The organism is Streptomyces sp. Ag109_O5-10 (genome assembly GCF_900105755.1).
GTDB lineage: Bacteria > Actinomycetota > Actinomycetes > Streptomycetales > Streptomycetaceae > Streptomyces.
In genome coordinates, this window is the sequence record NZ_FNTQ01000001.1 from 8,291,191 (window position 1) to 8,314,534 (window position 23,344).

The following is a 23,344-nucleotide window of genomic DNA, read 5'->3' on the forward strand; positions in this document are numbered from 1 at the left end:
CTCCCTACCGTCGGGACCGGACGGAAATGGCAGACGAGCAGGAACAGGGGGCGCCCGTGGCCGCGCCGGACTCGCGCAGCACCGGCACCCGCAGGGTGCGGACCGTCTGCTCGTACTGCGGGGTCGGCTGCGGCATGGTCCTGGACGTCGGCAGGGGCCCGGACGGCCGCCGTACCGTCCTGCAGGCGTCCGGCGACAAGGAGCACCCGGCCAACTTTGGCCGGCTCTGCACGAAGGGCGCCACCACCGCCGACATGCTCGCCGCTCCCGGCCGGCTGACCACCGCCCTGCTGCGGCCCGAGCGGGGCGCGGAGGCGGTGCCCTCGGCCGTGGACGCGGCGGTCGCGGAGACCGCGCGCCGGCTGCGGGCGATCGTCGACGAGCACGGCCCGGACGCGGTCGCCCTCTACGTCTCCGGCCAGATGAGCCTGGAGGCCCAGTACCTCGCCAACAAGCTCACCAAGGGGTGGCTGCGCACCAACAACATCGAGTCCAATTCCCGGCTGTGCATGGCCAGCGCCGCCACCGGCTACAAGCTCTCGCTCGGTGCCGACGGCCCGCCCGGCTCGTACCAGGACCTCGACCGGGCGGACGTATTCCTCGTCATCGGCGCCAACATGGCCGACTGCCATCCCATCCTCTTCCTGCGTCTGATGGACCGGGTGAAGGCGGGCGCGAAGCTGATCGTCGTGGACCCGCGCCGGACCGCCACGGCCGACAAGGCCGACCTGTTCCTCCAGGTGAGACCCGGCACGGACCTCGCCCTCCTGAACGGACTGCTCCACCTGCTGCACGCGAACGGGCACACCGACCCGGACTTCGTCGCCGCCCACACCGAGGGCTGGGAGGCGATGCCGGAGTTCCTCGCCGGCTACCCGCCCGCCGCCGTCGCCGACATCACCGGCATCCCCGAGGCCGACCTGCGCGCGGCCGCCCGGCTGATCGGCGAGGCGGGGGAGTGGACCAGCTGCTGGACCATGGGCCTCAACCAGTCCACGCACGGCACCTGGAACACCAACGCCCTGGTCAACCTGCACCTGGCAACCGGGAAGATCTGCCGCCCCGGCAGCGGCCCGCTCTCCCTCACCGGCCAGCCCAACGCCATGGGCGGCCGCGAGATGGGCTACATGGGTCCCGGACTGCCCGGCCAGCGGTCGGTGCTCGTCGACGCCGACCGCGCCTTCGTCGAGGAGCAGTGGGGGCTGGCGCCCGGGTCGATCCGCGCCGACGGCGTCGGCAAGGGCACGGTGGAGATGTTCCGGAAGATGGCCGACGGCGAGATCAAGGCCTGCTGGATCATCTGCACCAACCCGGTCGCCTCCGTCGCCAACCGCCGGTCCGTCATCGAGGGCCTGGAGGCCGCCGAGTTCGTCGTCACCCAGGACGTCTTCACCGACACCGAGACCAACGCCTACGCGGACGTCGTCCTGCCCGCCGCCCTGTGGACCGAGACCGAGGGCGTCCTCATCAACAGCGAGCGCACCCTCACCCTCGCCCGCCCCGCCGCCGACCCGCCCGGCGAGGCCACCGCCGACTGGCGGCTGATCGCCGGCGTGGCCCGCGCGATGGGGTACGAGGACGGCTTCTGCTACGACAGCGCGGAGGAGATCTTCGAGGAGATCAAGCGCTTCCACAACCCGCAGACCGGCTACGACCTGCGGGGCGTGACCTACGACCGGCTGCGCGCCGCCCCCGTCCAGTGGCCGGCCGCCACCGCCGAGGGACCCGACCGCAACCCCGTCCGCTACCTCGACACCGATGGCACCCTCACCTTCGCCACCGCCTCCGGACGCGCCGTCTTCCACGCCAGGCCGCACCTGGACCCCGCCGAGATGCCGGACGACGACCACCCGTTCGTCCTGAACACCGGCCGCCTCCAGCACCAGTGGCACACCCTGACCAAGACCGCGAAGGTCGCCAGGCTGAACAGGCTCAACCCCGGCCCGTTCGTCGAGGTGCACCCCGAGGACGCGGCCGCGCTCGGGCTCGCCGACGGCGACTCCGTGGAGGTCGCCTCACGGCGCGGCCGGGCGGTACTGCCCGCGGTCGTCACCGACCGGGTGCTGCCCGGAACCTGCTTCGCGCCCTTCCACTGGAACGACCTGTTCGGCGAGTACCTCAGCGTCAACGCGGTGACCAGCGACGCGGTGGACCCCCTGTCGTTCCAGCCCGAGCTGAAGGTGAGCGCGGTGTCGCTGACCAAGGTGGCCACGCCGGTGAGCGTGCAGGTGCCCGGTGCCCAGGAGGCTCCCGCCGCCCTCGACGGGCCCGTTGCCGCCGTCGTCGCGCCCACCGCGGTGCCGGTGCCGTCCGCCGCCTCGGTGTTCGGCCTCGACCCCGCCCCACCGCCGGTCCTCACCGCGGCCGAACGGCAGTACCTGGTCGGTTTCCTCGCCGGCATCCCGGCCGGCGCCCCGGGCGTCCCCGTGCTCTCGCCGGACGCGCCGTTCAGCCCCGACCACGCCCTGTGGGTCAACGGCGCCCTCGCCGGCATGTACTCCCGGTCTGCCGCGGTCCCGGCCCCGCTGCCCACGCCCGGCCGCCAGGTGGTGGTGCTCTGGGCCTCGCAGACCGGCAACGCCGAGGACTTCGCCGCCACCGCCGCCGAGCGCCTCACCGCGGGCGGCCACGCGGTCTCCCTCGTCGCCATGGACCAGGCCGACCCGGCCGCCCTGCCCCCGGGCGCCGACCTGCTCCTGATCACCAGCACCTTCGGCGACGGCGACGCCCCCGACAACGGCGCCGGTTTCTGGGACGGCCTCGCCGCCCTCGATGCCGGGCCCCTCGCGGGCCGCCGGTACGCCGTGCTGGCCTTCGGCGACTCCAGCTACGACGACTTCTGCGGGCACGGGCGACGCCTGGACAGCCGGATGGACGAGCTCGGCGCGGTCCGGATCACGCCGCGCGCCGACTGCGAACCGGACTACGAGACCCGGGCGGCGGCCTGGCTGGACCAGGTGCTCATGGCCCTGCAGCACGAGCCCACGTCGTCCGCCGCGGCGGACCCGGCCCCCGCGCCCGCCAGGTCCCGGCGCCCGGTCCCCCTCACCGCCCGCCTCGTCGGCAACCGGCTGCTCAGCCTGCCCGGCGCCGGCAAGGAGGTCCGCCGCTTCACCTTCGACACCCGCGACGGCGAGACCCCACTGGTCTACGAGGCGGGCGACGCGCTCGGTGTCCGCCCACTCAACTCCCCTGACCTGGTGGCGGAATGGCTGGACGTCACCGGTCTCGACGCCGCAACGGCCGTGGAAGTGAACGGAGTCGGCGAAGTCCCCCTCGCCGAGGCCTTCTCCCGCCACCTGGACATCACCCGCGTCACCCCGGACCTGCTCCGCTTCGCCGCCGAACGCACCCGTGACCCGCGCGAGTTGCGCAAGCTGCTGCGCCCCGACAACAAGGACGGGCTGGCCAAGTGGTCCTGGGGCCGCCAGGCGGTCGACGTCGTCGCCGAGTTCGGGATCCGGGCCGGCGCCCAGGAGTGGGCCGGCGTCCTCGGCAGGCTCCGGCCCCGCCTCTACTCCATCTCGTCCAGCCCGCTGACCGACCCCCACCAGGTCTCGCTCACCGTCTCCGTCGTCCGCTACGAGAACCTGCGCGGCCGACGCAGGCAGGGCGTCTGCTCGCCGTTCCTCGCCGAGGCCGAACCCGGCACGCCGGTCCCGGTGCACGTCCAGCGCTCCCCGCACTTCCGGCCGCCCGCCGACCCGGCGACCCCCATGGTCATGGTCGGCCCCGGCACCGGCGTGGCGCCGTTCGTCGGCTTCCTCGAAGAACGCCGCGCCCGCGGCCACCGCGCCCCCAACTGGCTGTTCTTCGGCGAACAGCACCGGGCCACCGACTTCTACTACGAGCGGGAACTCACCGCCCTGCTCGCCGACGGCACCCTCAGTCGCCTCGACACCGCCTTCTCCCGCGACCAGCGTGCCAAGGTCTACGTCCAGGACCGGATGCGCGAACACGGCCCGCTGCTGTGGTCCTGGCTCCAGGACGGCGCCCGCTTCTACGTCTGCGGCGACGCCTCCCGGATGGCCAACGACGTCGAGCGGGCCCTGAAGGACATCGCCGGCGCGCACGGCGGACTGACCGAGGACGAGGCGACGGTGTACGTCAGACAGCTGGCCGCGGAGCGGCGTTACGTCCGCGACGTCTACTGACCGGATGACGGCCGGTTCACCGACTGCCCATCAGATGGTGCATGGTGAGGGCGAGTCGCAGCCGGAACCGGTCCTGCGGGGTGCGCACCGGCCAGTCCAGCAGATGCCCGGCATGCGTCAACCGCTCCTGGACATGCGGACATGACGCGTCATCCGGCGGTACGGCGAGGAGATCCAGCCGTGCACGGTCCCGGTCGCCCACTGCGCGGAGCGTACGGTCACCACCATCGAGGGACTCGCCGACGGCGACACCCTGCACCCCGTCCGACAGGCCTGGCCGGCCTGCGACGTGGCCGGGTGCGGCTTCCGCCGGCCCGGCCGGATCACGGCGGCCGCCGCCCTCCTCGAACGCACCCCGCACCCGACGGACGCCGCCATCGACGCCATCGAGAACGTCCGCCGCCGCGGCACCTGCCCCAGGATCAGGGAGGCGAGCAAGAAGGCTTCGGCGAGCGGAGGTTGAGCCCCGGCCCCGCTCCGTCACCTTCCGACCCGCGAAGGGCGACCAAAGATGCCGAGGCATGGACCATGGACGCCCGGGCACAGACGATCGGCCGACGCGCCCGCGACCACGCCCGCCCGACGATGGGGTCCATCCGACGAGCGGGAGGTACGAGACGTGAGGACAGCACGGGGGAGTGCGGCCGTGACCCTGGCCGTGGCGGCCGCACTGGCATCGACGGCCGGCACACCGGCCCCGCACCACCCCTCACCCATCCGGCTCTACGTGGCCCCCTGGGGCGACGACCACGGGCCCGGCACCCTGGACCACCCCTTCGCGACCCCGGCCCGCGCGCAGCGCGCGGTACGGGCCGTCGCCCCGCGCATGACCTCGGACGTCACGGTGAACCTGCGCGCCGGCACCTACCGCCTCACCTCCCCCCTCCGCCTGACCGCCGCCGACTCCGGCCGGCACGGCCACCGGGTGGTCTACCAGGCGTACGGCTACGGCACCGCGCACCAGGAACCGGTCACCCTCAGCGGCGGCCGGCCCGTCACCGGCTGGCGCCCGGATCCCGGCCGCCCCGGCGTCTGGCGTGCCGACGTGGGAGGCCTGGAGACCCGCCAGCTCTACGTCGACGGCCACCGGGCCCCACGGGCGTCCCTCGGCGCACCCCTGCCCGGCAGACTCACCCTGACCGCCACCGGCTACACCACGACCAGCGGGCTGCCCCTCTCCTGGCACCGCCCCGCCGACCTCGAAGTCGTCTACCGCTACGACTACGCGGAAGGCCGCTGCGGCGTGAAGGCGATCTCCGCGTCCGCCGCCACCCCCACGAGGACCACGATCACCATGGACCAGCCCTGCTGGCGGCTGGCCCGGACCCTCTACGGCGCGGACGCCCTCACCCGGACCCACGACGTCGAGAACGCCGCCGACTTCCTCACCCGCACCGGCACCTGGTACCTGGACCGCTCCCGCCCCGGCCACCACACCCTCCTCTACCGCCCCCGACCCGGTCAGGACATGACCCGCACCGAGGTCCTCGCCCCCACCCTCCAGACCCTGCTCAGCGGCACCGGGACGGGGGCCTCCCGCCCGCTCCACGACCTCACCCTCCGCGGCCTGACCTTCGCCCACGCCACCTGGCTGGCACCGAACGAACCGGCCGGTTTCGCCGCCGCCTGGAGCATGTACATGCGCCCGGGCCAGGGCGGCGACATCACCGTTCACACCGTCCCCGGCAACGTCACCTTCCGGTACGCGGACCGCATCACCCTCACCGGCAACCGCTTCGTCCACCTCGGTGCCCAGGGCCTCACCCTCACCGCCGGCACCTCGCACACCACGGTCACCGGCAACGTCTTCACGGACATCTCCGACGGCGGCATCACGCTGGGCGTCCTGCCACCGGCCACCCGCGGCAGGAACGCGGGCAACCGGATCACGGACAACTGGATCCACCGCATCGGCGCCGAGTACCGCGCCGCCTCCGCCGTCTGGAACAGCGCCACCCAGGACACCCTCATCGCCCACAACCAGGTCGACCACGTCCCCTACACCGGCATCCTCTCCGGCCCCAGCGAGGACCTGCGCGGCCTGACCCGCCGCAACCGCGTCCTCGGCAACCGGGTCTTCGCCACCAACCGCCTGCTGGCCGACGGCGGCGGCATCTACCTGCGCGGCGACCAGGGCCCCTCCTACGCGGACGGCGCCCTGGTCGCCCGCAACGCCGTCACCGACAGTCCGGGCGCCGTCTGGAACGTCGGCATCTACACCGACGACTCCAGCAACCGCGTCACCGTCCGCGACAACGTCGTCCACGACTACGTCGCCTCCATCGGCGGATGCAGCGAGAACTGGGGCAACCGCCCCGTCCGCAACATCCGCTACACCGGCAACTACTGGGACGACAGGGTCCCCGCCTGGCTCGCCCGCCGCCCCTACCCGGGAGCCTGGCCCCCCGCCCCCGACTGCGGCGACCCCCAGCACCTCCACTTCACCTCCAACACCCTCCTCACCCCGACCACCCCCTGCCCCGCCCACCCGACCTGCGCCGCCATCACGGCCGAGGCGGGCCCGCGGTGGCCGTACCGCGGAAGACTGGGGCTGGGCCCGCGCTGACCGCGGACCCGACCGGCGGTCAGCGGGCCAGCACCCGCCGCAGCCAGTCCATGTGGGCCGCGCGTGCCGACCGGGACACGGCGGCCTGGGGGGCGAAGCCGTCGAAGCCGTGGAAGCCGCCGGGCCAGACGTGGAGTTCGGCGATACCGCCGGACTGCCAGATGCGGGAGGCGTAGGCGACGGTCTCGTCGCGGAAGGTCTCGGCGGAGCCGACGTCGAGGAAGGCCGGGGGGAGGTTCGTGAGGTCGGTGGCACGCGCCGGGGCCGCGTAGGGGGAGACGTCGGGGCCGCCCCGGCGCTCGCCGAGCAGGGCGGTCCAGCCGGTCTCGTTGGAGGTGCGGTCCCAGAGGCCGAGGCCCTTCATCTGGTGGCTGGAGGGGGTGTCGTTGCGGTCGTCGAGCATCGGACAGAGCAACATCTGGCCGATCACGGACGGACCCTGACGGTCCCTCAGGAGGAGGGCCAGGGCTGCCGTGAGGCCGCCGCCCGCGCTGGCGCCCGCGATCACGATCCGTTCCGGGTCGCCGCCGATCTCCTTCGCGTGCTCCGCGGTCCACAGCAGCCCCGCGTACACGTCCTCGACCGGCGCGGGGTGCGGATGCTCGGGCGCCAGCCGGTACTCCACCGACACCACCACCGCGCCCAGCTCCTTCGCCCAGGCCAGCGGGGCGTCCACGCCCAGCCGGTTGTTGCCGACCACCATGCCGCCGCCGTGGACGTGGTAGATCACCGGGAGCGGACCGGAGGCTGCCGGGGCGACCGGGCGGCAGACCAGGAGCGAGATCTCGGGGGCGTCCGCGGGGCCGGGGACCGTACGGTCCTCCACGTCGAACGCGCCCTCCATCGTGAGGTCCAGCTCGGCCAGGAGCCGTATCCCCGGGCCCTGCCGGATCTCGGTGATGTCCGCCATCGTGAACGACGGAGGGATCGCGTCCTCGATCGGCTCCAGGGCGGCGGCGAGTTCGGGGTCGAACGGGGGCGGTACGGCGGTCATCGCGGCTCCTCGATCCGGGGTTCTGCGGCTCGTATGCCCATGATCCGGGCGGTCGTGCGCTCACCGGGGCCGCCGGTCGGCGAAGCTCCCCGCCGTCCGGCGGGTGCCTGTCCGGAAACACGCGCGGACACGCCGGGCCGCCGAAGCCGGGGCTTGACTTCGAGCGCGCTCCAGGACCTAGCGTCGAGGTGGCGGACGACGATCAGTGCGGATCAGGGGACCGGCGCTGGACGTCGGCGCGGAACACCGATGTGGAACACCAGCGCGGAACTCCAGCGCGGAACCTCAGGGCGGAACGGAGAACGGCCATGCGCGTGGGCGTGCACATCAACCGGTTCAACCACCCCGGCGGCGGACCCGCCCTCGGCGCCGAACTCGCCGCCGCCGGTGCCGCGGCCGAGGCGGCGGGCGTCAGCTGGGTGTCGGTGATGGACCACTACTTCCAGATGGAGTTCAACGGCGGCGCCGAGGACCCCATGCTGGAGGCCTACACCACCCTCGGCTACCTCGCCGGCCGCACCTCGACCGTGCGGCTCGGCGCCCTGGTGACGGGAGTGACGTACCGGCATCCCGGGCTCCTCGCCAAGATCGCCACCACCCTGGACGTGGTGTCGGGCGGCCGGGCCACCCTGGGCATCGGTGCCGCCTGGTACGACCGTGAGCACCACGGACTCGGCGTGCCCTACCCGCCGCTCAAGGAGCGTTTCGAGCGGCTGGAGGAGGCGCTCAGGATCTGTCTGCAGATGTGGGACCCGGAGAACAACGGTCCCTTCGAGGGCCGGTACTACCAGCTCGCCGAGACGCTCTGCGTGCCCGCGCCGGTGAGCACCCCGCACCCCGAGATCATGATCGGCGGCCAGGGCGAGAAGAAGACCCTGCGCCTGGTGGCCCAGTACGCCGACGCCTGCAACCTCATCCCCTCCTCCGCGGAGGAGCTGCGGCACAAACTGGAGGTGCTGCGCGGCCACTGCGACGAGGTCGGACGGGACTACGACACCATCCGCAAGACCGTCGCGTACGGCGCCGAGCCGGTCACCACGGGCGACCTGGACGCCTTCACGAGGGACATCGAGGGCTACGCCAAGCTCGGCCTCGACACCGTCATCCTGTCGCCGCGCCTCGGCGAGACCTCGGGCTGGATGGAGACCTTCGCCGCGCCGGCCGTCGAGCGGCTCGCCGGGATCGAGTGAGCGGGAGCGGACGCGGGGCGCGCGAAAGGGGCCGGCGGTCGCCGGCCCCTTTCGGGGGGTGGGTCAGGCGGCCACGCCCACGTTGCCGTGCAGGCGGGCGACGACCTCGGTCAGCTGGGCGGCGACCTCGGTGTCGTCGGCCGGGTGGGTCTCGGCGAAGCGGGTCACCGAACCGGGGATCGACAGCTTGATGTCCTCGATCACCTTGCCGCCGGCGATGCCCACGGCCTTGCGCGCCTCGTCCTGCGCCCACACGCCGCCGTACTGGCCGAAGGCGGTGCCGACGACGGCGACCGGCTTGCCGCCGAAGGCGCCGGCGCCGTACGGGCGGGACAGCCAGTCGATGGCGTTCTTCAGGACGGCCGGGATGGTGCCGTTGTACTCGGGGGAGAAGAGCAGGAACGCGTCGGCGGCCTGGGCGGCCTCGCGCAGCTTCGCGGCGGCGGCCGGGACGTCGCCCGCCACGTCGATGTCCTCGTTGTAGAACGGGATGTCGGCCAGGCCCTCGAAGACCTCGACGACGGCACCCTCGGGGGCGAGCTTGACGGCCGCCTCGGCGAGCTGGCGGTTGTGCGAACCGGCGCGAAGGCTGCCGACGAGCGCAAGGATGCGGACAGACATGGGGAGCTCCAAGGGGGGTGAAACACTGCCGTAACGAATCCGGACCGAGGTCCGGTTAATTTCTAACACCCTAAGCGGACCTCGGTCCAGTTCTGTTCCCGATGCTTTACGCTGTCTTCATGTCCAGCGTCCTGCCGCCCCTCCCGCAGCCCCAGGAGCCCTTCGACACCCCACAGTTGCTCGAAGTCGGACCCGCTCCTGAAGAGCCGTGCCTGCGTGCCGACGCGGCCCGCAACCGCGCCCGGCTGCTGGAGGCCGCCGCCCGGCTGATCGCCGAGCACGGGGTGGCCGGCGTGACCATGGAAGCGGTGGCCGCGGCGGCCGAGGTGGGCAAGGGCACGGTCTTCCGCCGCTTCGGCGACCGTACCGGACTGCTGATGGCGCTGCTCGACCACTCCTCGCGACAGCTCCAGGCGGACTTCATGGGCGGGCCCCCGCCTCTCGGCCCCGGCGCCCCGCCGGTCGAACGGCTGAGGGCGTTCGGCGTCGCGGTGCTCTACCGCGCGGCCGAGCAGCTCGACCTGCAGCTGGCCGCCCAGCCCGAGCCCACCCGGCGCTACGCCAATCCGCCGATCCAGGCACTGCGCACCCACGTGACGGTGCTGCTGCGGCAGATCGATCCGGCCGCCGACTGCGAACTGCTCGCCCAGACGCTGCTCGCCTACCTCGACCCCGCCCAGATCCACCACCTGACCAGGCAGTGCGGGATGCCGATGGAGCGCCTGGAGGCCGGCTGGACCGACCTGGTCGACCGCGTCACGCGGACGGCGCTGCCCCGCTGACGTCCATCTCGCCGCCGTCCGGACCGGCGCCGGTGAACATGTCGACAAGTCCCTGGGGCGCGTCGGCCCGGAACAGCATGGCGGCGCTCGCCGCGGAGTCCGCCGCGGACCGCTCGGCACGCCTGAACATCTTCTCCTCGTAGGCGGCCAGGGCGGCCTCGGGGTCGCCGGGGTGCGCGGCGAGCGCGAGGCCCAGGTCGGCGCCGTCGATCAGCGCCAGGTTGGCGCCCTCGCCGGCGAAGGGCGACATCAGGTGCGCCGCGTCACCGAGCAAGGTGACCCCCGGGACCCGGTCCCAGCGGTGGCCGACCGGCAGGGCGTGGATCCGCCGCGGCACCAGCGGGCCCTCGGCGTCCGCGACCAGCGCCCGCAGGCACTTGTCCCAGTCGCCGAAGTGGTCGAGCACGGCCCGCCTGGCGGCCTCGGCGTCGGTGAAGTCGATCCCGTCCAGCCACTCCTCGGGCGCCTCGACCGCCGTGTACACGTGCAGGCTGCCGTCGCTCTCCCGGTGGCCGAGGAGGCCCCGGCCCGCGCCGAGCGCGAACAGCATGCCCGCGCCGACCACTTCGGCGCTCCCCGGGTGCCGTACGTCCGCGTCCGGCAGGTCCGCCTCCACGAACGAGACCCCGGTGTACGCGGGCCGCGCGTCCGAGACCAGCGGGCGGATCCGGGACCAGGCACCGTCCGCGCCGACCAGCAGATCGGTCGTGAAGGAGCCGCCGTCCTCCAGGGTCACCTCGTGCCGGCCGCCGCCGAGCGGGCGGGCGCCGGTGACCTTCGCGCCCCAGCGGATCACCCCGTCGGGGAGGCTGCCGGTCAGCAGCCGGCGCAGGTCTCCCCGGTCGATCTCGGGCCGCCCGCCGGTGCCGTCGTCGGGGATGTCCAGCACGACCCGCGCGTCCTTGTCCAGGACCCGTGTCGCCTGGCCGCCCGCGTGGACGTGCGCCAGGAACGCGTCGTACAGCCCGGCCGCGCGCAGCGCCGGCTGGCCGGAATCGTCGTGGATGTCGAGCATGCCGCCCTGGGTGCGGGCCGTCGCCGACGCGTCGAGGTCGAAGACGGCCGCCTCGACGCCGTGCACCCGCAGCACCCGGGCGAGCGTGAGCCCGCCGAGACCGGCCCCGACGATCGCGACGGGGTGGTGGGGAGTGGACATGGGGGTCTCCTAGTCATGGGGTTCGGGTACGGCGGTGTGCTCGATGCCGTTGATCAGGGCCTGGAAGGCCCAGGACACGCGGGCCTCGGGCGCGCCCGACAGGAGCACCCCGGAGGCGGCGGCGATGTGCGGATGGGTGCGGTCCGACACCCGGCTCAGCGCCCGGCCGAGGGCGTCCCAGTCCTCCTGGGACGCCTCGCCCGCGTGCTCGGCGGCGGTCGCGGTGGCGCGCTGCAGCAGCAGGTCGACGCCCCAGGCGGCCCGCTCGCGCGGCACCCCGCCCTCGTCGAGCAGGCCCAGCAGGGTCTCGATCAGGTCCAGGTAGTGCGGGCCGCTCGGCCACGCGGTCAGTGCGGAGCGGGCGAGACTCGGATACTCCATGAGCATCCGTGTGTACGCGACGAGCACCCGCTCCAGCCGCTCTCGCCAGTCGCCCTCCGCCGGTGCCGGGCCGACGGAGCCGAGCAGCTCGTCCAGGACGGCCGCGTGCAGCTCGGCGGTGTTGCGGACGTAGACGTACAGCGAGGCCGGTCCGGTGTCGAGCTCCTGGGCCAGGCGCCGCATGGTGACCTTGTGCAGGCCCTCGGCGCGCAGGATCTCCACGGCGGCGGCGACGATGGCCTCCCTGGACAGGGCGGGCTTGGCGGGACGCTCCCGGCGGGAACGGGGAGTTGCTGGCATGCGTCCACCATAACGAACGCGTTCGTTGCGAACAAGTTCGTGACGAACGTGTTCGTCAGATGGGATGAAGAGCCCACGGACCGGCTGATCGAGGCCCGCGCGAAGAGCCTTCGGAGTCCGCGTTCGAGGGGGCCTTCGGAGTCCTTCGGAGTCCGCGTGAGGGGCCTCCGGGGTCCGCGTGAAGGGCCCCTGGGGGCGGCTGATCAGGGCCCAACTCGTCTAACTGTCAACCACCTTGACCCGCCCGTCCCCCCTCCCCGGGCTTCTGCCAAGATGCCGTACGTCATGGTGCACATCCCGAAACCGCCCGCGGCGTCGCCGGTCCCGCGCGCGGTCCCCACGAGCGCCGATGTGGCCCGCCTGGCGGGCGTCTCCCGCGCGACCGTCTCCTACGTCCTCAACAACACCAGTGCCGTCCGGATCAGCGAGCCCACCCGCCGCCGGGTCCACGAGGCCGCGAAGGAACTCGGGTACGTCCCGCACGCGGCCGCCCGCAGCCTGCGCGCCGGCCACAGCCGGATGGTCCTGATGCCCGCCCCGGCCATCGCGATGGGCCCGCTGCACGGGCAGTTCATCAACGAACTCCAGTGGGCCCTCAGTCGCCTCGACTACACGGTCGTCCAGTACGGAACCGCGGGCCTGCGCGGCGACGAAGCGGCCCGCGCCTGGGCGGAGTTGAGGCCGGTGGCCGTGCTGGTCCCGGACGCCGAACTGGGCCCCGAGGGCGTCTCGGTCCTCAAGCGGGCCGGCGCCCGTGCCGTGGTGACCTTCGGCCCCGAACGCGTCGAGGGCGCCCACGCCCTGCTCATGGACCACGACGCCGTCGGCCATTGCGCAGGACGCCATCTGTACGCCCGCGGCCGGCGCCGGATCGGCGTGGTCGTCCCCGAGGAGGCCGGCCTGGAGAGATACTCCCGGCCCCGCCTCGAAGGCGTGCGCCAGGCCCTGCACGGTACCGACGCCCGGGTGACCGCGGTGCCGCTCGCCTACACGGAGCAGTCGGCGGCCGAACTCGCCGCGCGCTGGCCCGAGTCGGGGATCGACGCGGTGTTCGCGTACAACGACGAGTACGCCATGCTGCTGATGCGCGCCCTCCAGGACATGGGCGTGCGCGTCCCCGAGGACACCGCGGTGCTCGGCGCCGACGACCTGATGCTGGGCCGGCTGCTACGGCCCCGGCTCTCCACGATCCACATCGCACTGCCCTCCGGCCGGGAGCTGGCCGAACTGGTCGACCGCGTGGTGCAGGACCCCGGCGCCGAACCGGAGACGCACCGGGTGCTCGGCGCCTCGGTCGTGCAGCGCGAGTCCAGCTGACCCCGGCCGGCACCGCGCCACTGGCCTGCCCGTTCCTACTCGCCCTGCGCGTCGCCCTGCTGCGCCGCGATGCTCTTGCGGACCTCGTCCATGTCCAGCTTGCGGGCCTGGCCGATGACGTCCGTCAGGGCGGCCTCCGGCAGGGCGCCGGGCTGGGCGAAGACGGCGACCTGGTCGCGGACGATCATCAGGGTCGGGATCGACTGGATGCCGAAGGCCTGCGCCAGCTCCGGCTGCGCCTCGGTGTCCACCTTGGCGAAGACCAGGTCGGGGTTGTCCTGGGCGGCCTTCTCGTAGACCGGGGCGAACATCCGGCACGGGCCGCACCAGGACGCCCAGAAGTCGATGAGGACGAACTCGTTGTCGGTGACCGTCTGGTCGAAGTTCTCCTTGGTGAGCTCCACGGTGCTGCTCATGTGTGCTTCCCTCTTCCTGATGTGGGGGACGCCCCGGTGCGGGACGGAACCGCTCGCGACAACATGTCCGGCCGGACAGGTATTCCGCCTGCCCACCCGTGTGGCCTCCGCGCACACCACCCGCAAGACTGGCCCCATGACGGAAACGGAATCCATCGCTTACGACGTTGTGGTGCTCGGGGCCGGGCCCGTGGGGGAGAACGTCGCCGACCGCACCCGTGCGGCCGGCCTCACCACCGCGGTCGTGGAGAGCGAACTCGTCGGCGGCGAATGCTCGTACTGGGCCTGTATGCCGAGCAAGGCCCTGTTGCGCCCGATCATCGCCCAGTCCGACGCCCGCCGCCTGCCGGGCCTCGCCCAGGCGGTCCAGGGCCCCCTCGACACCGCCGCGGTCCTCGCCCGCCGCAACTACTTCACCTCGGACTGGAAGGACGACGGCCAGGTCGCCTGGCTGGACGGCATCGGCGCCGACCTGTACCGCGGCCACGGCCGCCTCGCCGGGCCCCGCACGGTCACCGTGACCGGCCCCGACGGCACCCTCACCACGCTCACCGCCCGGCACGCGGTGGCCGTCGCCACCGGCACCCGCGCCCAGCTGCCCGACCTGCCCGGCCTCGCCGAGGTCAAGCCCTGGACCAGCCGCGAGGCCACCAGCGCCCAGCAGGCACCCGGCCGGCTGATCGTCGTCGGCGGCGGTGTCGTCGCCACCGAGATGGCGACCGCCTGGCAGGCCCTCGGCTCCCGGGTCACCCTCCTGGTCCGCCGCAAGGGCGTGCTGGGCCGCATGGAGCCGTTCGCCGGCGAACTGGTCGCCGACGCGCTCAAGGAGGCCGGCGTCGACGTCCGCACCGGTACGTCGGTCCGCTCGGTCACCCGGGAGAACGGCACGGTGGTGGCCGTGACCGACGGCGGCGACCGCATCGAGGCCGACGAGATCCTCTTCGCCACGGGGCGCGTCCCGCACACCGACGACATCGGCCTGGACACGGTCGGTCTGGAGCCGGGCTCCTGGCTGTCCGTCGACGACACCCTCCTGGTCGAGGGCACCGACTGGCTCTACGCCGTCGGGGACGTGAACCACCGGGCGCTCCTCACCCACCAGGGCAAGTACCAGGCCCGGATCGCCGGCGCGGCGATCGCGGCGCGCGTCGCGGACACGCCGCTGCTGGACACGCCGTGGGGTGCGCACGCGGCCACCGCCGACCACCACGCCGTACCGCAGGTCGTCTTCACCGACCCGGAGGCGGCGGCCGTCGGGCTCTCCCTCGCGGAGGCGGAGCAGGCCGGGTACCGGGTGCGGGCCGTCGACGTCGAGTTCTCGTCGGTCGCCGGGGCGGGCCTGTACGCCGACGGCTACAAGGGGCGGGCGCGGATGGTCGTCGACCTGGAGTCGGAGATCCTGCGCGGGGTCACGTTCGTGGGGCCGGGCGTGGGTGAGCTGATCCACTCGGCGACGATCGCCGTGGCCGGACAGGTGCCGATCAGCCGGTTGTGGCATGCGGTGCCGTCTTATCCGACGCTGAGCGAGGTCTGGCTGCGGCTCCTCGAGGCGTATCGCGGCTGAGCCTGGTGAAGGTACTGCGCGCTCGGTTGTCGGCCGGCTGCACCGCCGTCGTGGCTGGTCGCGCAGTACCCCGCGCCCCTGACGGGGCGCTGTGGTCACGGCAGTTCGAAACCGAGGGCCTCGGCCGCCGCCGCCGGGGTCGGCTGGGTCCAGCGCTCCGCCATCGCCGTGTTGGAGGAGAGGGAGCGCAGCTCGGCCCGGTCCAGGTACAGCGTGCCGTCGAGGTGGTCGGTCTCGTGCTGGACGATGCGGGCCGGCCATCCCGTGAACATCTCGTCCAGCGGGTGCCCGTGCTCGTCCGCGCCGGTCAGCCGGACGCGCGCGGGCCGGGCCACCACCGCCTGCCAGCCCGGCACGCTCAGGCAGCCCTCGAAGAACGCGGCACGGGCGGTGCCGACGGGCTGGTAGACCGGGTTGACCAGCACCCGGAACGGCTGCGGGACCCTGCCCCGGGCCACCCCCACCTCCTCCGGCACCGGTGCCGGGTCCTCGATGACCGCGATCCGCAGCGGGACCCCGACCTGGGGTGCGGCGAGGCCCACGCCCGGTGCCGCGTGCATGGTGACCCGCAGCGACTCGACGAAGCGGGCCAGCAGGGCCGGGGCCAACTGGCCGTTGTACGGCTCGGCTCCGCGCCGCAGCACCGGGTCGCCGGCCGCGACGATGGGCAACGGGCCGCCGGGGGCGAGGAGTTCCTCGACCCGCTCGGCAAGGGGTACGCGATCGCTGGGAGATGCCATCGGGCCAGCATGCCATGGCATGGGGTGTGACTCAGGTCACTTCGAGTGCGGGGCACTCCGCCGGGGAGCGGTCCGACTACTGGACCGTCGCCGCCCCGCGACCAGTCCCCGGAGAAGCCTCTATGTCCATCGCCCCCTCGACCGCCACGGACGAGGTCCCGCACTCCGTCGTCCCGGCCGCCTCCCCGAGCCGCTGGGCCCCGCTGCGCCCCCTCGTCCTGCGCCTGCACTTCTACGCCGGCGTCCTGGTCGCCCTCTTCCTGCTCGTCGCCGAGTCGCGGCCGGCGGACGTACGGAGGCCGGGCCGGCGTGAAGTAGCGTGGTCGGACACGCCGATGCGCGTGTCACCGCATGCCGACGCCGGAGGGAGACGGGGCTATGGCGCGGGCCCGGCGGGGGCAGGGGGAGCTGGAGGGCCAGGTGCTGGCCACGCTGCGCGAGGCCGGCGGCCCCGTCACCGCGGCCTGGGTGCAGGAGCGGCTCGGCGGCGACCTCGCGTACACCACCGTGGTGACCATCCTGACCCGGCTGCTCGCCAAGGACGTCGTCGCCCGCGAACGGCAGGGCCGCTCCTTCCTGTGGACGCCGACCGCCGACGTGGCCCGGCTCGCCGCCCTGCGGATGCGCCGGCTCCTCGACGGAGAACAGGACCGGGAGGCCGTGCTCGCCAGCTTCGTCACCACCCTGCCGCCCGGTGACGAGCAGGTGCTGCGGGCCCTGCTGGAGGCCGCAGGACCGGGCCCGGTGAACACTCGGAACGTACCGCCCGAGGGCCCGGGCGGTACGGAAGACTGACCGCCCATGGGGGTCTTCGTCTTTCTGCCGCTGGTCCTGCCGCTGACCGCGTGGCCCGTCGCCCGGCTGGCCGAGGGGCGGCTGCATCCGCGCACCGGCACCCGGCTGCTCACCGCGGTGGCCGTGGTCATGGCCGGGTGCAGCACGCTCTGCCTCGCCCTGCTGATGGTGGTCGGCACCGCCCAGCTCCCCGGCAACCCCCTCCCGGACGGCTGGTCCGACCCGGAGGTGCGGGCCGCCGTCCCGCACGACGAGATCGCCGGCCGCGCCGCCATCCCCGCCCTCGCCGCGGTCGCGGTCCTGTGCGGCCGCACCCTCCACCGGCACCGCCGCGTCACCCGGCGGGCCCGCCGGGCGCTCACCGCACTGCCGGGCCGTGCGGTCGCCGTACTGTCCGACAGCACCCCCTACGCCTACGCGCTGCCCGACCGGATCGTCGTCACCACCGCGCTCCTGGACGGCCTCGCCCCGGGCGAACGCCGGGCCCTGTTCGCCCACGAACGCGCCCACCTCGCCGCGCGGCACCACCGGCACCTGCTCGCCGTCCACCTGGCGGCACGCGCCAACCCCTTCCTGCGGCCCCTGCGCACCGCCGTCCGCTGCACGGCCGAGCGCTGGGCGGACGAGGAGGCGGCCCGCTCGGTGGCGGACCGGCGCACGGTCGCGCGGGCCATCGGCAAGGCCGCGCTGCTCTCCGCGGGCACCCCGGCACCGACGCTGGCCGCGGTCGCCGCCACCGGTCCGGTGCCGCGCCGGGTCGCCGCGCTGCTCGGCCCCGCCCCGGTGGCTCGCGGCCGGCCCTCCACGTTCACCGCGGCCGGCCTCGCCGTCTGGAGCGCCGCGGCGGGCACCCTCGCATCGGCGATGTCCTCGGCCAACTCGGCGGTGACGCTGTTCCTGATCCTGCGCGCGGCCGCGCCGCTGTGAGGGCCGACCGTACGACGGCGAAAGGGGCCCCCGACCACGTCGGGGGCCCCTCCTCGTCGGCTGCCGCTCACTTCTCCGGGAAGTCCCCGGCCAGCGCCGAGGCGATCCGCAGGTGCGGCTCCGCCTCTTCGTGCCGGGCCTGCCGCTGGAGCGTACGGCCCAGCATCAGCCGGGCGTAGTGCTCGACCGGGTCGCGCTCGATGATCTCGCGCAACTCGGCCTCCGCGCGGCGCAGTTGGGCCGAGTGGTAGTAGGCGCGCGCCAGCAGCAGCCGGGGTCCGGTCTGCTCCGGCGCCTCCTCGACCAGCCCGGCGAGCACCTGCGCGGCGCCCGCGTAGTCCTTGGCGTCGAAGAACAGCTGCGCTCGCGCCCAGCGCTCGGCGGCGGTTCCCTGGTCGTAGTAGGTGGTGTCCACTCGTGACCTCCTTCGGTGCCGACAACGTACAGGGGTAGTTGAAAATTCCACCAATTCTGCGGAGGGGTTGGTTCGGCGGTGCCGGTGTGGGCGACGCGACGGTGGACGGACACCAGACCGCCGAGGAAGGGGAGAGTTGTGGACCACGATCCTCGCGGGCGGGCGCGCTCCGGGCCGGCCGGTGGCCGCCGCATGCGGACCGGTACCGAACCGGTCACCGCCCGCAGCCCGATGCGGCTGCGCCGGCTGCTGAGCAGTCTCTTCCTGCCCCTGTTCGCCATGGCGGCTGCCCTGTTCGCCGCCTGGGCCGCCGCCTCCGGTGCGGGTGACAGCCCCGGCCGTGGCGCTCTGGTCACCCTCGCCGCGGTCTGTGCGGCCCTGGCCGTGGCGGCGGCCGTGGACCTGCTGGTCGTGGGCCGCAGGCTGCGCCGGGAGCGCGTCGGTCCGCGCTGAGGCCGGGCCCCGGGGGCCCCGCGATCCGGCCGGACGCGGTGCCGGTGCCGCTCGTCCGCGGGGGAACGGTCCTGCTCGGTCGAGTACCTGAGGGGCGGGGGACCGCACGGCATCACCGTGCTCCAGTGTGTCCGTCGTGGCGCGACCGACAAGGCAGGTTTTCTTGACAAAATAAGTTGTCGGTTGGAGGGTGGGGGAGACCGCGGAGCCCCGCGGCGGCCCCGGACCGCGAGGAATCCGCGATGCGTACCCTGATCAGCACTGCCTTCATCTCCCTCGACGGTGTCGTCGAGGCCCCGGGCGGCGAGCCCGGCTACCGGAACTCCGGATGGACCTTCAAGGGCGTCGAGTTCGTCCCCGAGGCGTTCGAGATCAAGGAGCGGGAGCAGAGGGAGTCGACCGCGGTCCTGATGGGCCGGACCAGTTACGAGGCGTTCAGCCCGGTATGGCCGGACATGGCGGAGTTCGCGCACTACAGGACACTGCCGAAGTACGTCGTCTCCACCACCCTCACCGAGGGTGACCTGGTGTCGAACTGGGGAGAGACCACGATCCTGCGCTCGATCGACCAGGTCGCCGCCCTCAAGCAGACCGAGGGCGGTCCGGTCATCATGCACGGCAGTGCCGCGCTCAACCACGCGCTGTCCGACGCCGGCCTGATCGACCGCTACCACCTGCTGGTCCATCCCCTGCTGCTCGGCGCGGGCAAGCGGCTGTTCAGCGCCTCGGACAAGGACACCCAGCAGCTGAAGCTGGTCGAGCACGAGGTCTACGCGAACGGCGTGCAGAAGAACGTCTTCGACGTCGTCCGCTGACCGCGTGCCGCGGCCGGCCCGGCCTGCGCCGGGTGGCCGCGTCAGTGCCGGCAGGCCGGGCACCAGACCGTGCGGCGGCCGGAGACGGGCGGGAGCGCAGGAGAGTGCCGCAGCGCGGGCAGACCGGATCGGTGTCGTAGCGCACCTCCACGTGCCGGACGCGGCGTCCCCGGCCGCAGGAGTCCAGTACCTCGCGGAAGCCCTCCACGTCCGGCAGCTCGGGCATGATTCCTCCCGGCGGCGCTCTCGTCGTGCCCGCCGCGGCCCGGGTAGCCGCCCCCGCCCCCCGCCAACCGTCACGAGGAGCGGGGGCCGCGGGCGGCGCCGGCTCGTCCCGTGCGGTTCGAGAGTGCGGCCCGCCGCATGATCCGGGCCGCCCGGGGGCATCCGGAGACTATGGAAGGCGCGCCTGTGATCGTGCAGCCGCCCGGCCCCGACGGCGGCCGGCGGGTCACCATCCGCGGGGAGTACGTCGGCATCGCGTACCACCTGCTCGACATCGTCGAGTTCCTGCGTCGCGCGGGCCTGCCCGAAGCCAGTACGACGGTCGACGATCCCGAGCTGATCGAGTGGCGCGGCATCGGCCCGCGCGCCTGGACCGCCACGGGCTGACCCGGACCGCGTCGGCGGCCTTGTTCGACTCTACGAACTTTCTGCATGACGGGTACACACCAGTGCGCTCAACTGATAGGAAACCTTCCTATCGGTGAACCTCCTCAATCCCCCACTGGAGCCGCTGTGCGGAACCCGAACGACACCACCACGACCAACCCCGTCCTGACCTCCCGCCGCACCCTGCTGGCCCTGCTCGGCGCCTCCGCCGTCGGTGCCGGAGCCGTGCTGCTGCGCCCGGCGCACGCCTCCGCCGCCGCGCCGGCCGCGAGCTGCGTGGGCCTCGACGACCCGGCGAAGAAGGAGATCGCCATGAAGCTGGTGTCGAGCGCGGAGAACTCCTCGCTCGACTGGAAGGCGCAGTACAAGTACATCGAGGACATCGGCGACGGCCGCGGCTACACCGCCGGGATCATCGGCTTCTGCTCCGGCACCGGCGACATGCTCGACCTCGTCCAGCTCTACACCGACCGCAAGCCCGGCAACGTGCTCGCCAAGTACCTCCCCGCCCTGCGCCGGGTCAACGGCACCGACTCGCACAGCGGCCTGGACCCGAACTTCCCGGCGGACTGGCGCAAGGCCGCCCAGGACACCGCCTTCCAGCAGGCCCAGAACGACGAACGCGACCGTGTGTACTTCAACCCGGCCGTGCAGCAGGGCAAGACGGACGGGCTCGGCACGCTCGGGCAGTTCACCTACTACGACGCCATCGTCATGCACGGCGACGGCGACGACGCCACCAGCTTCCGCAACATACGCAAGCGCGCCCTCGGCCACGCCAAGCCGCCGGCGCAGGGCGGCAACGAGAAGACGTACCTCAACGCCTTCCTGGACGCCCGGGTGTGGGCCATGAAGCAGGAGGAGGCGCACAGCGACACCACCCGGGTCGACACCGAGCAGCGGGTCTTCCTGAACAAGGGCAACCTGTGTCTGAACACCCCGTTGGACTGGAAGGTTTACGGCGACAGCTACCACATCGGCTGACACCCCCGGGCTGTCGTACCGCACCCCCATGCGGCACGACAGCCCGGAGGCTGTTCCCCCCTCGCAGTGGCTCTACGGCTTGATGCCCACCCCGGTCCAGAGGCTGACCTCCGCGTCGGTGGCGGTCGGCTCGGCGTCGGGGCGCCAGCGGTGGCCCACCGAGACACCGGGGTCGAGCAGTTCGAGCCCGTCGAAGAAGCGCGTCACGTCCGCCCGCGAGCGGAACTGCACCGGGGTGCCCGCGTTGCTGTAGATGTCGGTGACCTTCTGCCAGATGTCCGGGTCGAAGTCGGGCGTGCAGTGGCTCAGCGCAAGCGCGCTGCCCGAGGGGAGCACGTCGAGCAGCCTGCTGACGATCCCGTACGGGTCCTGGGCGTCCGTGATGAAGTGCATCAGGGCGTTGAGGGACAGTGCCACCGGCCGGTCGAGGTCGAGGACTTCCGCCAGTTCGGGGTCGTCGAGCAGCGTCTGCGGGTCGTTGACGTCCGCCTCTATGTAGGTGGTGCGGCCCTGCGCCGTGCCGCGCATCAGACGCTCGGCGTACTTGAGGACCAGCGGGTCGTTGTCGGCGTACACCACCCGCGCGTCGGCCACCACGGACTGGGCCACCTGGTGCAGGTTCGGCTCGGTGGGGATGCCGGTGCCGATGTCGAGCCACTGCCGGATGCCGTGCTCGCGGGCGAGGACGCGGGTGGCGCGGTGCATGAAGGCGCGGTTCTCCCGGGCGCAGACGAAGATGCCCGGGTAGGCGGACGCAACGGCCTCGGCGGCCACCTTGTCGACGTCGAAGTGGTCCTTGCCGCCCAGATAGTAGTCGTACATGCGGGCGGAGTGGGGCCTGCTGGTGTCGATGTCCCGCGCCGCGGGCGAGTCGGTCATGCTGGACCTTTCAAGAGGGGGGAGCGTGGGGGAGTGGTCAACCGGTGGTGAGGTGGTCGGCGAGGCCCCGTTTGACCCCCGCGACGAACGCGGTGATCTCCTCCGGGGTGTAGATCAGCGCGGGGCCGGCCGGATCCGTCGACTGCCGCAGGGCGATCCTGCCGTCGGCGAGCTGTTTCGTCTGTACGCACTGACCGCCGTTGGGGCCGCTCCAGGGCGACTCCCAGCCCTGTTCCCCCAGGTCCGATGCGGGCATGCCGTTGTACACGTCGTGGACACCGCCGTCGAAGCAGGCGTCGAAGGTGGTCATGAGTACTCCTTGCGCATGCGGTTCAGGAGCGCCCTGCTCTGCGCGTCCGAAGTGAGCAGGGACAAGCGGTTGTGCGCCTCCAGGTGGGCGACGACGTCGGAGCGCTGGTCCAGGTACATCGCACCGGACAGGACCTCGGTGTAGACGACGTCCGGAAGCTCGGGCTCCGCGAAGCGGAAGTAGGTGAACGGGGCGCACACGCCCACGTGGGCGCCGGCGGTGAACGGGACGACGTCGACGCTGACGTGCGCCAGCTCCGAGGCCTCCAGCAGCCGTTCGATCTGCTCCCGCATCACCTCGGGCCCGCCGACCACCCGGTGCAGTACGGCCTCCTCCATCACCACCCACAGCGTGGGCGCGTCGGGGCCGTCCAGCAGGGCCTGGCGGCGCAGCCGCAGGTTCACCCGACGCTCCAGATCCTCGTCGCTGTCGTCGGGGAAACCGCCGCTGAGCACGTGGCGGGCGTACTCCCGGGTCTGCAGCAGCCCCGTGGCGTAGTGCGGCTCGTACGTGCGCAGGGTCGTCGCGCCGGTCTCCAGGCTCACGTAGGCGCTGAACCAGGTGGGCAGCACGTCCCGGTAGGTGTGCCACCAGCCGGGTTCGTTGGCCCGCTCGGCGAAGGCGACGAACTCGTCCCGCTCCGCCCGGTCGGCACCGTAGGTCTCAAGCAGTTTCTCCACGTAGAGGGGCTTGAGGGCCACCTCCGCCTTCTCCAGTCGGCGGATGGTCAGAGGGGTGACCCGAAGCGCCCGTGCCGCGTCCTCCAGTGACACGCCCGCTCCCTGCCGCCGCTCCTGGAGCCTGCGGCCCAGGATCATGCGCAGCACGGTGGGCGCACTGGTGCTCCCCGCGCTCGAACGACCTTCGCTCACGCCCTACCTCCTGAGGGACTGTCACCCGGTCGAGTGTGGCAGGCACTTGCTGAAGCGGCCAGACCGAAACCGGCATGCTGAAATTATCAGGGAGTCGGTTG

At 73.0% G+C, this 23,344-nt stretch carries 23 protein-coding genes and 1 pseudogene; 14 read left to right on the top strand and 10 right to left on the bottom strand.

What is annotated here, in order from left to right:
* Positions 1-26: 26 nt before the first annotated feature.
* The 3 genes from BLW82_RS37770 to BLW82_RS37785 all read left to right on the top strand — a co-directional run bounded on the left by BLW82_RS37770 (position 27) and on the right by BLW82_RS37785 (position 6,720).
* Positions 27-4,154, top strand: a complete 4,128-nt coding sequence (locus BLW82_RS37770) for a bifunctional nitrate reductase/sulfite reductase flavoprotein subunit alpha (RefSeq protein ID WP_093506236.1) — start codon at positions 27-29, stop codon at positions 4,152-4,154.
* A gap of 226 nt (positions 4,155-4,380) precedes the next feature.
* Positions 4,381-4,617, top strand: coding sequence for a 2Fe-2S iron-sulfur cluster-binding protein (locus BLW82_RS37780; RefSeq protein ID WP_371131522.1), 237 nt, complete (start codon positions 4,381-4,383; stop codon positions 4,615-4,617).
* A gap of 183 nt (positions 4,618-4,800) precedes the next feature.
* Positions 4,801-6,720: a right-handed parallel beta-helix repeat-containing protein gene (locus BLW82_RS37785; protein ID WP_256216084.1), complete on the top strand. Its 1,920-nt coding sequence runs from the start codon at positions 4,801-4,803 to the stop codon at positions 6,718-6,720.
* Positions 6,721-6,739: 19 nt separating this feature from the next.
* On the opposite strand, the gene BLW82_RS37790 is transcribed toward BLW82_RS37785, so the two are convergent.
* Positions 6,740-7,714: an alpha/beta hydrolase gene (locus BLW82_RS37790; protein WP_093506244.1), complete on the bottom strand. Its 975-nt coding sequence runs from the start codon at positions 7,712-7,714 to the stop codon at positions 6,740-6,742.
* A gap of 308 nt (positions 7,715-8,022) precedes the next feature.
* Here BLW82_RS37790 and BLW82_RS37795 point away from each other — a divergent pair, with 308 nt between their 5' ends.
* A complete protein-coding gene (locus BLW82_RS37795) occupies positions 8,023-8,904 on the top strand; it encodes an LLM class F420-dependent oxidoreductase (protein WP_093506246.1) in 882 nt (293 codons plus the stop codon).
* A gap of 63 nt (positions 8,905-8,967) precedes the next feature.
* On the opposite strand, the gene BLW82_RS37800 is transcribed toward BLW82_RS37795, so the two are convergent.
* Entirely contained in the window at positions 8,968-9,525 is a 558-nt protein-coding gene (locus tag BLW82_RS37800) for an NAD(P)H-dependent oxidoreductase (RefSeq protein ID WP_093506248.1), read from the bottom strand.
* Positions 9,526-9,626: 101 nt separating this feature from the next.
* On the opposite strand from BLW82_RS37800, the gene BLW82_RS37805 reads away from it, so the two are divergent.
* Complete coding sequence (locus BLW82_RS37805) at positions 9,627-10,307, top strand: TetR/AcrR family transcriptional regulator (RefSeq protein WP_177233197.1); 681 nt, start codon at positions 9,627-9,629, stop codon at positions 10,305-10,307.
* On the opposite strand, the gene BLW82_RS37810 is transcribed toward BLW82_RS37805, so the two are convergent.
* Both BLW82_RS37810 and BLW82_RS37815 read right to left on the bottom strand, forming a co-directional pair.
* Positions 10,282-11,463 (bottom strand): FAD-dependent oxidoreductase, encoded by a 1,182-nt coding sequence (locus tag BLW82_RS37810; protein WP_093506250.1) that lies wholly within the window; start codon positions 11,461-11,463, stop codon positions 10,282-10,284. The genes BLW82_RS37805 and BLW82_RS37810 overlap by 26 nt on opposite strands.
* 9 nt (positions 11,464-11,472) lie before the next feature.
* A complete protein-coding gene (locus BLW82_RS37815; protein ID WP_093506252.1) occupies positions 11,473-12,144 on the bottom strand; it encodes a TetR/AcrR family transcriptional regulator in 672 nt (223 codons plus the stop codon).
* Between the two features lie 273 nt (positions 12,145-12,417).
* Between BLW82_RS37815 and BLW82_RS37820 the strand changes: the two genes are divergently transcribed.
* Entirely contained in the window at positions 12,418-13,461 is a 1,044-nt protein-coding gene (locus tag BLW82_RS37820) for a LacI family DNA-binding transcriptional regulator (RefSeq protein ID WP_093506254.1), read from the top strand.
* Between the two features lie 35 nt (positions 13,462-13,496).
* Here BLW82_RS37820 and trxA read toward each other — a convergent pair whose 3' ends face one another.
* Complete coding sequence (trxA, locus tag BLW82_RS37825) at positions 13,497-13,877, bottom strand: thioredoxin (RefSeq protein ID WP_093506256.1); 381 nt, start codon at positions 13,875-13,877, stop codon at positions 13,497-13,499.
* Between the two features lie 136 nt (positions 13,878-14,013).
* Between trxA and BLW82_RS37830 the strand changes: the two genes are divergently transcribed.
* On the top strand, positions 14,014-15,441 hold the full coding sequence (locus tag BLW82_RS37830) for a dihydrolipoyl dehydrogenase family protein (protein ID WP_093506258.1): 1,428 nt from the start codon (positions 14,014-14,016) through the stop codon (positions 15,439-15,441).
* 95 nt (positions 15,442-15,536) lie between these two features.
* Here the strand turns inward: BLW82_RS37830 and BLW82_RS37835 are convergent, their stop codons facing one another.
* Positions 15,537-16,181 carry a peptide deformylase gene (locus BLW82_RS37835; RefSeq protein WP_093506259.1) on the bottom strand — a complete coding sequence of 215 codons (645 nt, stop codon included), beginning with the start codon at positions 16,179-16,181 and terminating at the stop codon, positions 15,537-15,539.
* 122 nt (positions 16,182-16,303) lie between these two features.
* Here BLW82_RS37835 and BLW82_RS45855 point away from each other — a divergent pair.
* The 3 genes and pseudogenes from BLW82_RS45855 to BLW82_RS37845 all read left to right on the top strand — a co-directional run.
* Positions 16,304-16,453 (top strand): annotated as a pseudogene (locus BLW82_RS45855) (PepSY domain-containing protein); the annotation flags it as partial.
* Between the two features lie 106 nt (positions 16,454-16,559).
* The gene (locus BLW82_RS37840) at positions 16,560-16,976 is read left to right on the top strand and encodes a BlaI/MecI/CopY family transcriptional regulator (RefSeq protein ID WP_093506261.1); all 417 of its coding nucleotides are present in this window, start codon (positions 16,560-16,562) and stop codon (positions 16,974-16,976) included.
* Between the two features lie 6 nt (positions 16,977-16,982).
* Positions 16,983-17,903: a M56 family metallopeptidase gene (locus tag BLW82_RS37845; RefSeq protein WP_093506263.1), complete on the top strand. Its 921-nt coding sequence runs from the start codon at positions 16,983-16,985 to the stop codon at positions 17,901-17,903.
* Between the two features lie 67 nt (positions 17,904-17,970).
* Here BLW82_RS37845 and BLW82_RS37850 read toward each other — a convergent pair whose 3' ends face one another.
* Complete coding sequence (locus BLW82_RS37850; protein ID WP_093506265.1) at positions 17,971-18,318, bottom strand: tetratricopeptide repeat protein; 348 nt, start codon at positions 18,316-18,318, stop codon at positions 17,971-17,973.
* Positions 18,319-18,510: 192 nt separating this feature from the next.
* Between BLW82_RS37850 and BLW82_RS37855 the strand changes: the two genes are divergently transcribed.
* The 4 genes from BLW82_RS37855 (at position 18,511) to BLW82_RS37875 (ending at position 21,182) form a co-directional block, all read left to right on the top strand.
* Complete coding sequence (locus tag BLW82_RS37855) at positions 18,511-18,771, top strand: DUF6343 family protein (protein ID WP_093506267.1); 261 nt, start codon at positions 18,511-18,513, stop codon at positions 18,769-18,771.
* 242 nt (positions 18,772-19,013) lie between these two features.
* Positions 19,014-19,586 (top strand): dihydrofolate reductase family protein, encoded by a 573-nt coding sequence (locus BLW82_RS37860; protein ID WP_093506269.1) that lies wholly within the window; start codon positions 19,014-19,016, stop codon positions 19,584-19,586.
* Between the two features lie 396 nt (positions 19,587-19,982).
* Positions 19,983-20,198, top strand: a complete 216-nt coding sequence (locus BLW82_RS37870; RefSeq protein ID WP_093508481.1) for a hypothetical protein — start codon at positions 19,983-19,985, stop codon at positions 20,196-20,198.
* A 126-nt stretch (positions 20,199-20,324) separates the two neighbouring features.
* Positions 20,325-21,182: a chitosanase gene (locus BLW82_RS37875; protein ID WP_256216085.1), complete on the top strand. Its 858-nt coding sequence runs from the start codon at positions 20,325-20,327 to the stop codon at positions 21,180-21,182.
* A gap of 72 nt (positions 21,183-21,254) precedes the next feature.
* Here the strand turns inward: BLW82_RS37875 and BLW82_RS37880 are convergent, their stop codons facing one another.
* Genes BLW82_RS37880 through BLW82_RS37890 form a run of 3 tightly spaced genes read right to left on the bottom strand, consistent with a single transcriptional unit; the run spans position 21,255 to position 23,243 of the window.
* Entirely contained in the window at positions 21,255-22,061 is an 807-nt protein-coding gene (locus BLW82_RS37880) for an SAM-dependent methyltransferase (RefSeq protein ID WP_093506275.1), read from the bottom strand.
* A gap of 37 nt (positions 22,062-22,098) precedes the next feature.
* Positions 22,099-22,371, bottom strand: a complete 273-nt coding sequence (locus tag BLW82_RS37885) for a DUF397 domain-containing protein (RefSeq protein ID WP_093506277.1) — start codon at positions 22,369-22,371, stop codon at positions 22,099-22,101.
* Positions 22,368-23,243, bottom strand: a complete 876-nt coding sequence (locus BLW82_RS37890; protein ID WP_093506279.1) for a helix-turn-helix domain-containing protein — start codon at positions 23,241-23,243, stop codon at positions 22,368-22,370. Before BLW82_RS37890 ends, BLW82_RS37885 begins: the two co-directional genes overlap by 4 nt.
* Between the last annotated feature and the right edge of the window lie 101 nt (positions 23,244-23,344).

Coding starts and splice junctions, on each gene's coding strand:
- BLW82_RS37815 (WP_093506252.1), bottom strand. CDS start 12,144: ATGCCAGCAACTCCCCGTTCCCGCCGGGAGCGTCCCGCCAAGCCCGCC.
- BLW82_RS37855 (WP_093506267.1), top strand. CDS start 18,511: ATGCGGACCGGTACCGAACCGGTCACCGCCCGCAGCCCGATGCGGCTG.
- BLW82_RS37790 (WP_093506244.1), bottom strand. CDS start 7,714: ATGACCGCCGTACCGCCCCCGTTCGACCCCGAACTCGCCGCCGCCCTG.
- BLW82_RS37770 (WP_093506236.1), top strand. CDS start 27: ATGGCAGACGAGCAGGAACAGGGGGCGCCCGTGGCCGCGCCGGACTCG.
- BLW82_RS37860 (WP_093506269.1), top strand. CDS start 19,014: ATGCGTACCCTGATCAGCACTGCCTTCATCTCCCTCGACGGTGTCGTC.
- BLW82_RS37805 (WP_177233197.1), top strand. CDS start 9,627: ATGCTTTACGCTGTCTTCATGTCCAGCGTCCTGCCGCCCCTCCCGCAG.
- BLW82_RS37820 (WP_093506254.1), top strand. CDS start 12,418: ATGCCGTACGTCATGGTGCACATCCCGAAACCGCCCGCGGCGTCGCCG.
- BLW82_RS37870 (WP_093508481.1), top strand. CDS start 19,983: ATGGAAGGCGCGCCTGTGATCGTGCAGCCGCCCGGCCCCGACGGCGGC.
- BLW82_RS37835 (WP_093506259.1), bottom strand. CDS start 16,181: ATGGCATCTCCCAGCGATCGCGTACCCCTTGCCGAGCGGGTCGAGGAA.
- BLW82_RS37845 (WP_093506263.1), top strand. CDS start 16,983: ATGGGGGTCTTCGTCTTTCTGCCGCTGGTCCTGCCGCTGACCGCGTGG.
- BLW82_RS37800 (WP_093506248.1), bottom strand. CDS start 9,525: ATGTCTGTCCGCATCCTTGCGCTCGTCGGCAGCCTTCGCGCCGGTTCG.
- BLW82_RS37885 (WP_093506277.1), bottom strand. CDS start 22,371: ATGACCACCTTCGACGCCTGCTTCGACGGCGGTGTCCACGACGTGTAC.
- BLW82_RS37880 (WP_093506275.1), bottom strand. CDS start 22,061: ATGACCGACTCGCCCGCGGCGCGGGACATCGACACCAGCAGGCCCCAC.
- BLW82_RS37830 (WP_093506258.1), top strand. CDS start 14,014: ATGACGGAAACGGAATCCATCGCTTACGACGTTGTGGTGCTCGGGGCC.
- BLW82_RS37810 (WP_093506250.1), bottom strand. CDS start 11,463: ATGTCCACTCCCCACCACCCCGTCGCGATCGTCGGGGCCGGTCTCGGC.
- BLW82_RS37840 (WP_093506261.1), top strand. CDS start 16,560: ATGGCGCGGGCCCGGCGGGGGCAGGGGGAGCTGGAGGGCCAGGTGCTG.
- trxA (WP_093506256.1), bottom strand. CDS start 13,877: ATGAGCAGCACCGTGGAGCTCACCAAGGAGAACTTCGACCAGACGGTC.
- BLW82_RS37795 (WP_093506246.1), top strand. CDS start 8,023: ATGCGCGTGGGCGTGCACATCAACCGGTTCAACCACCCCGGCGGCGGA.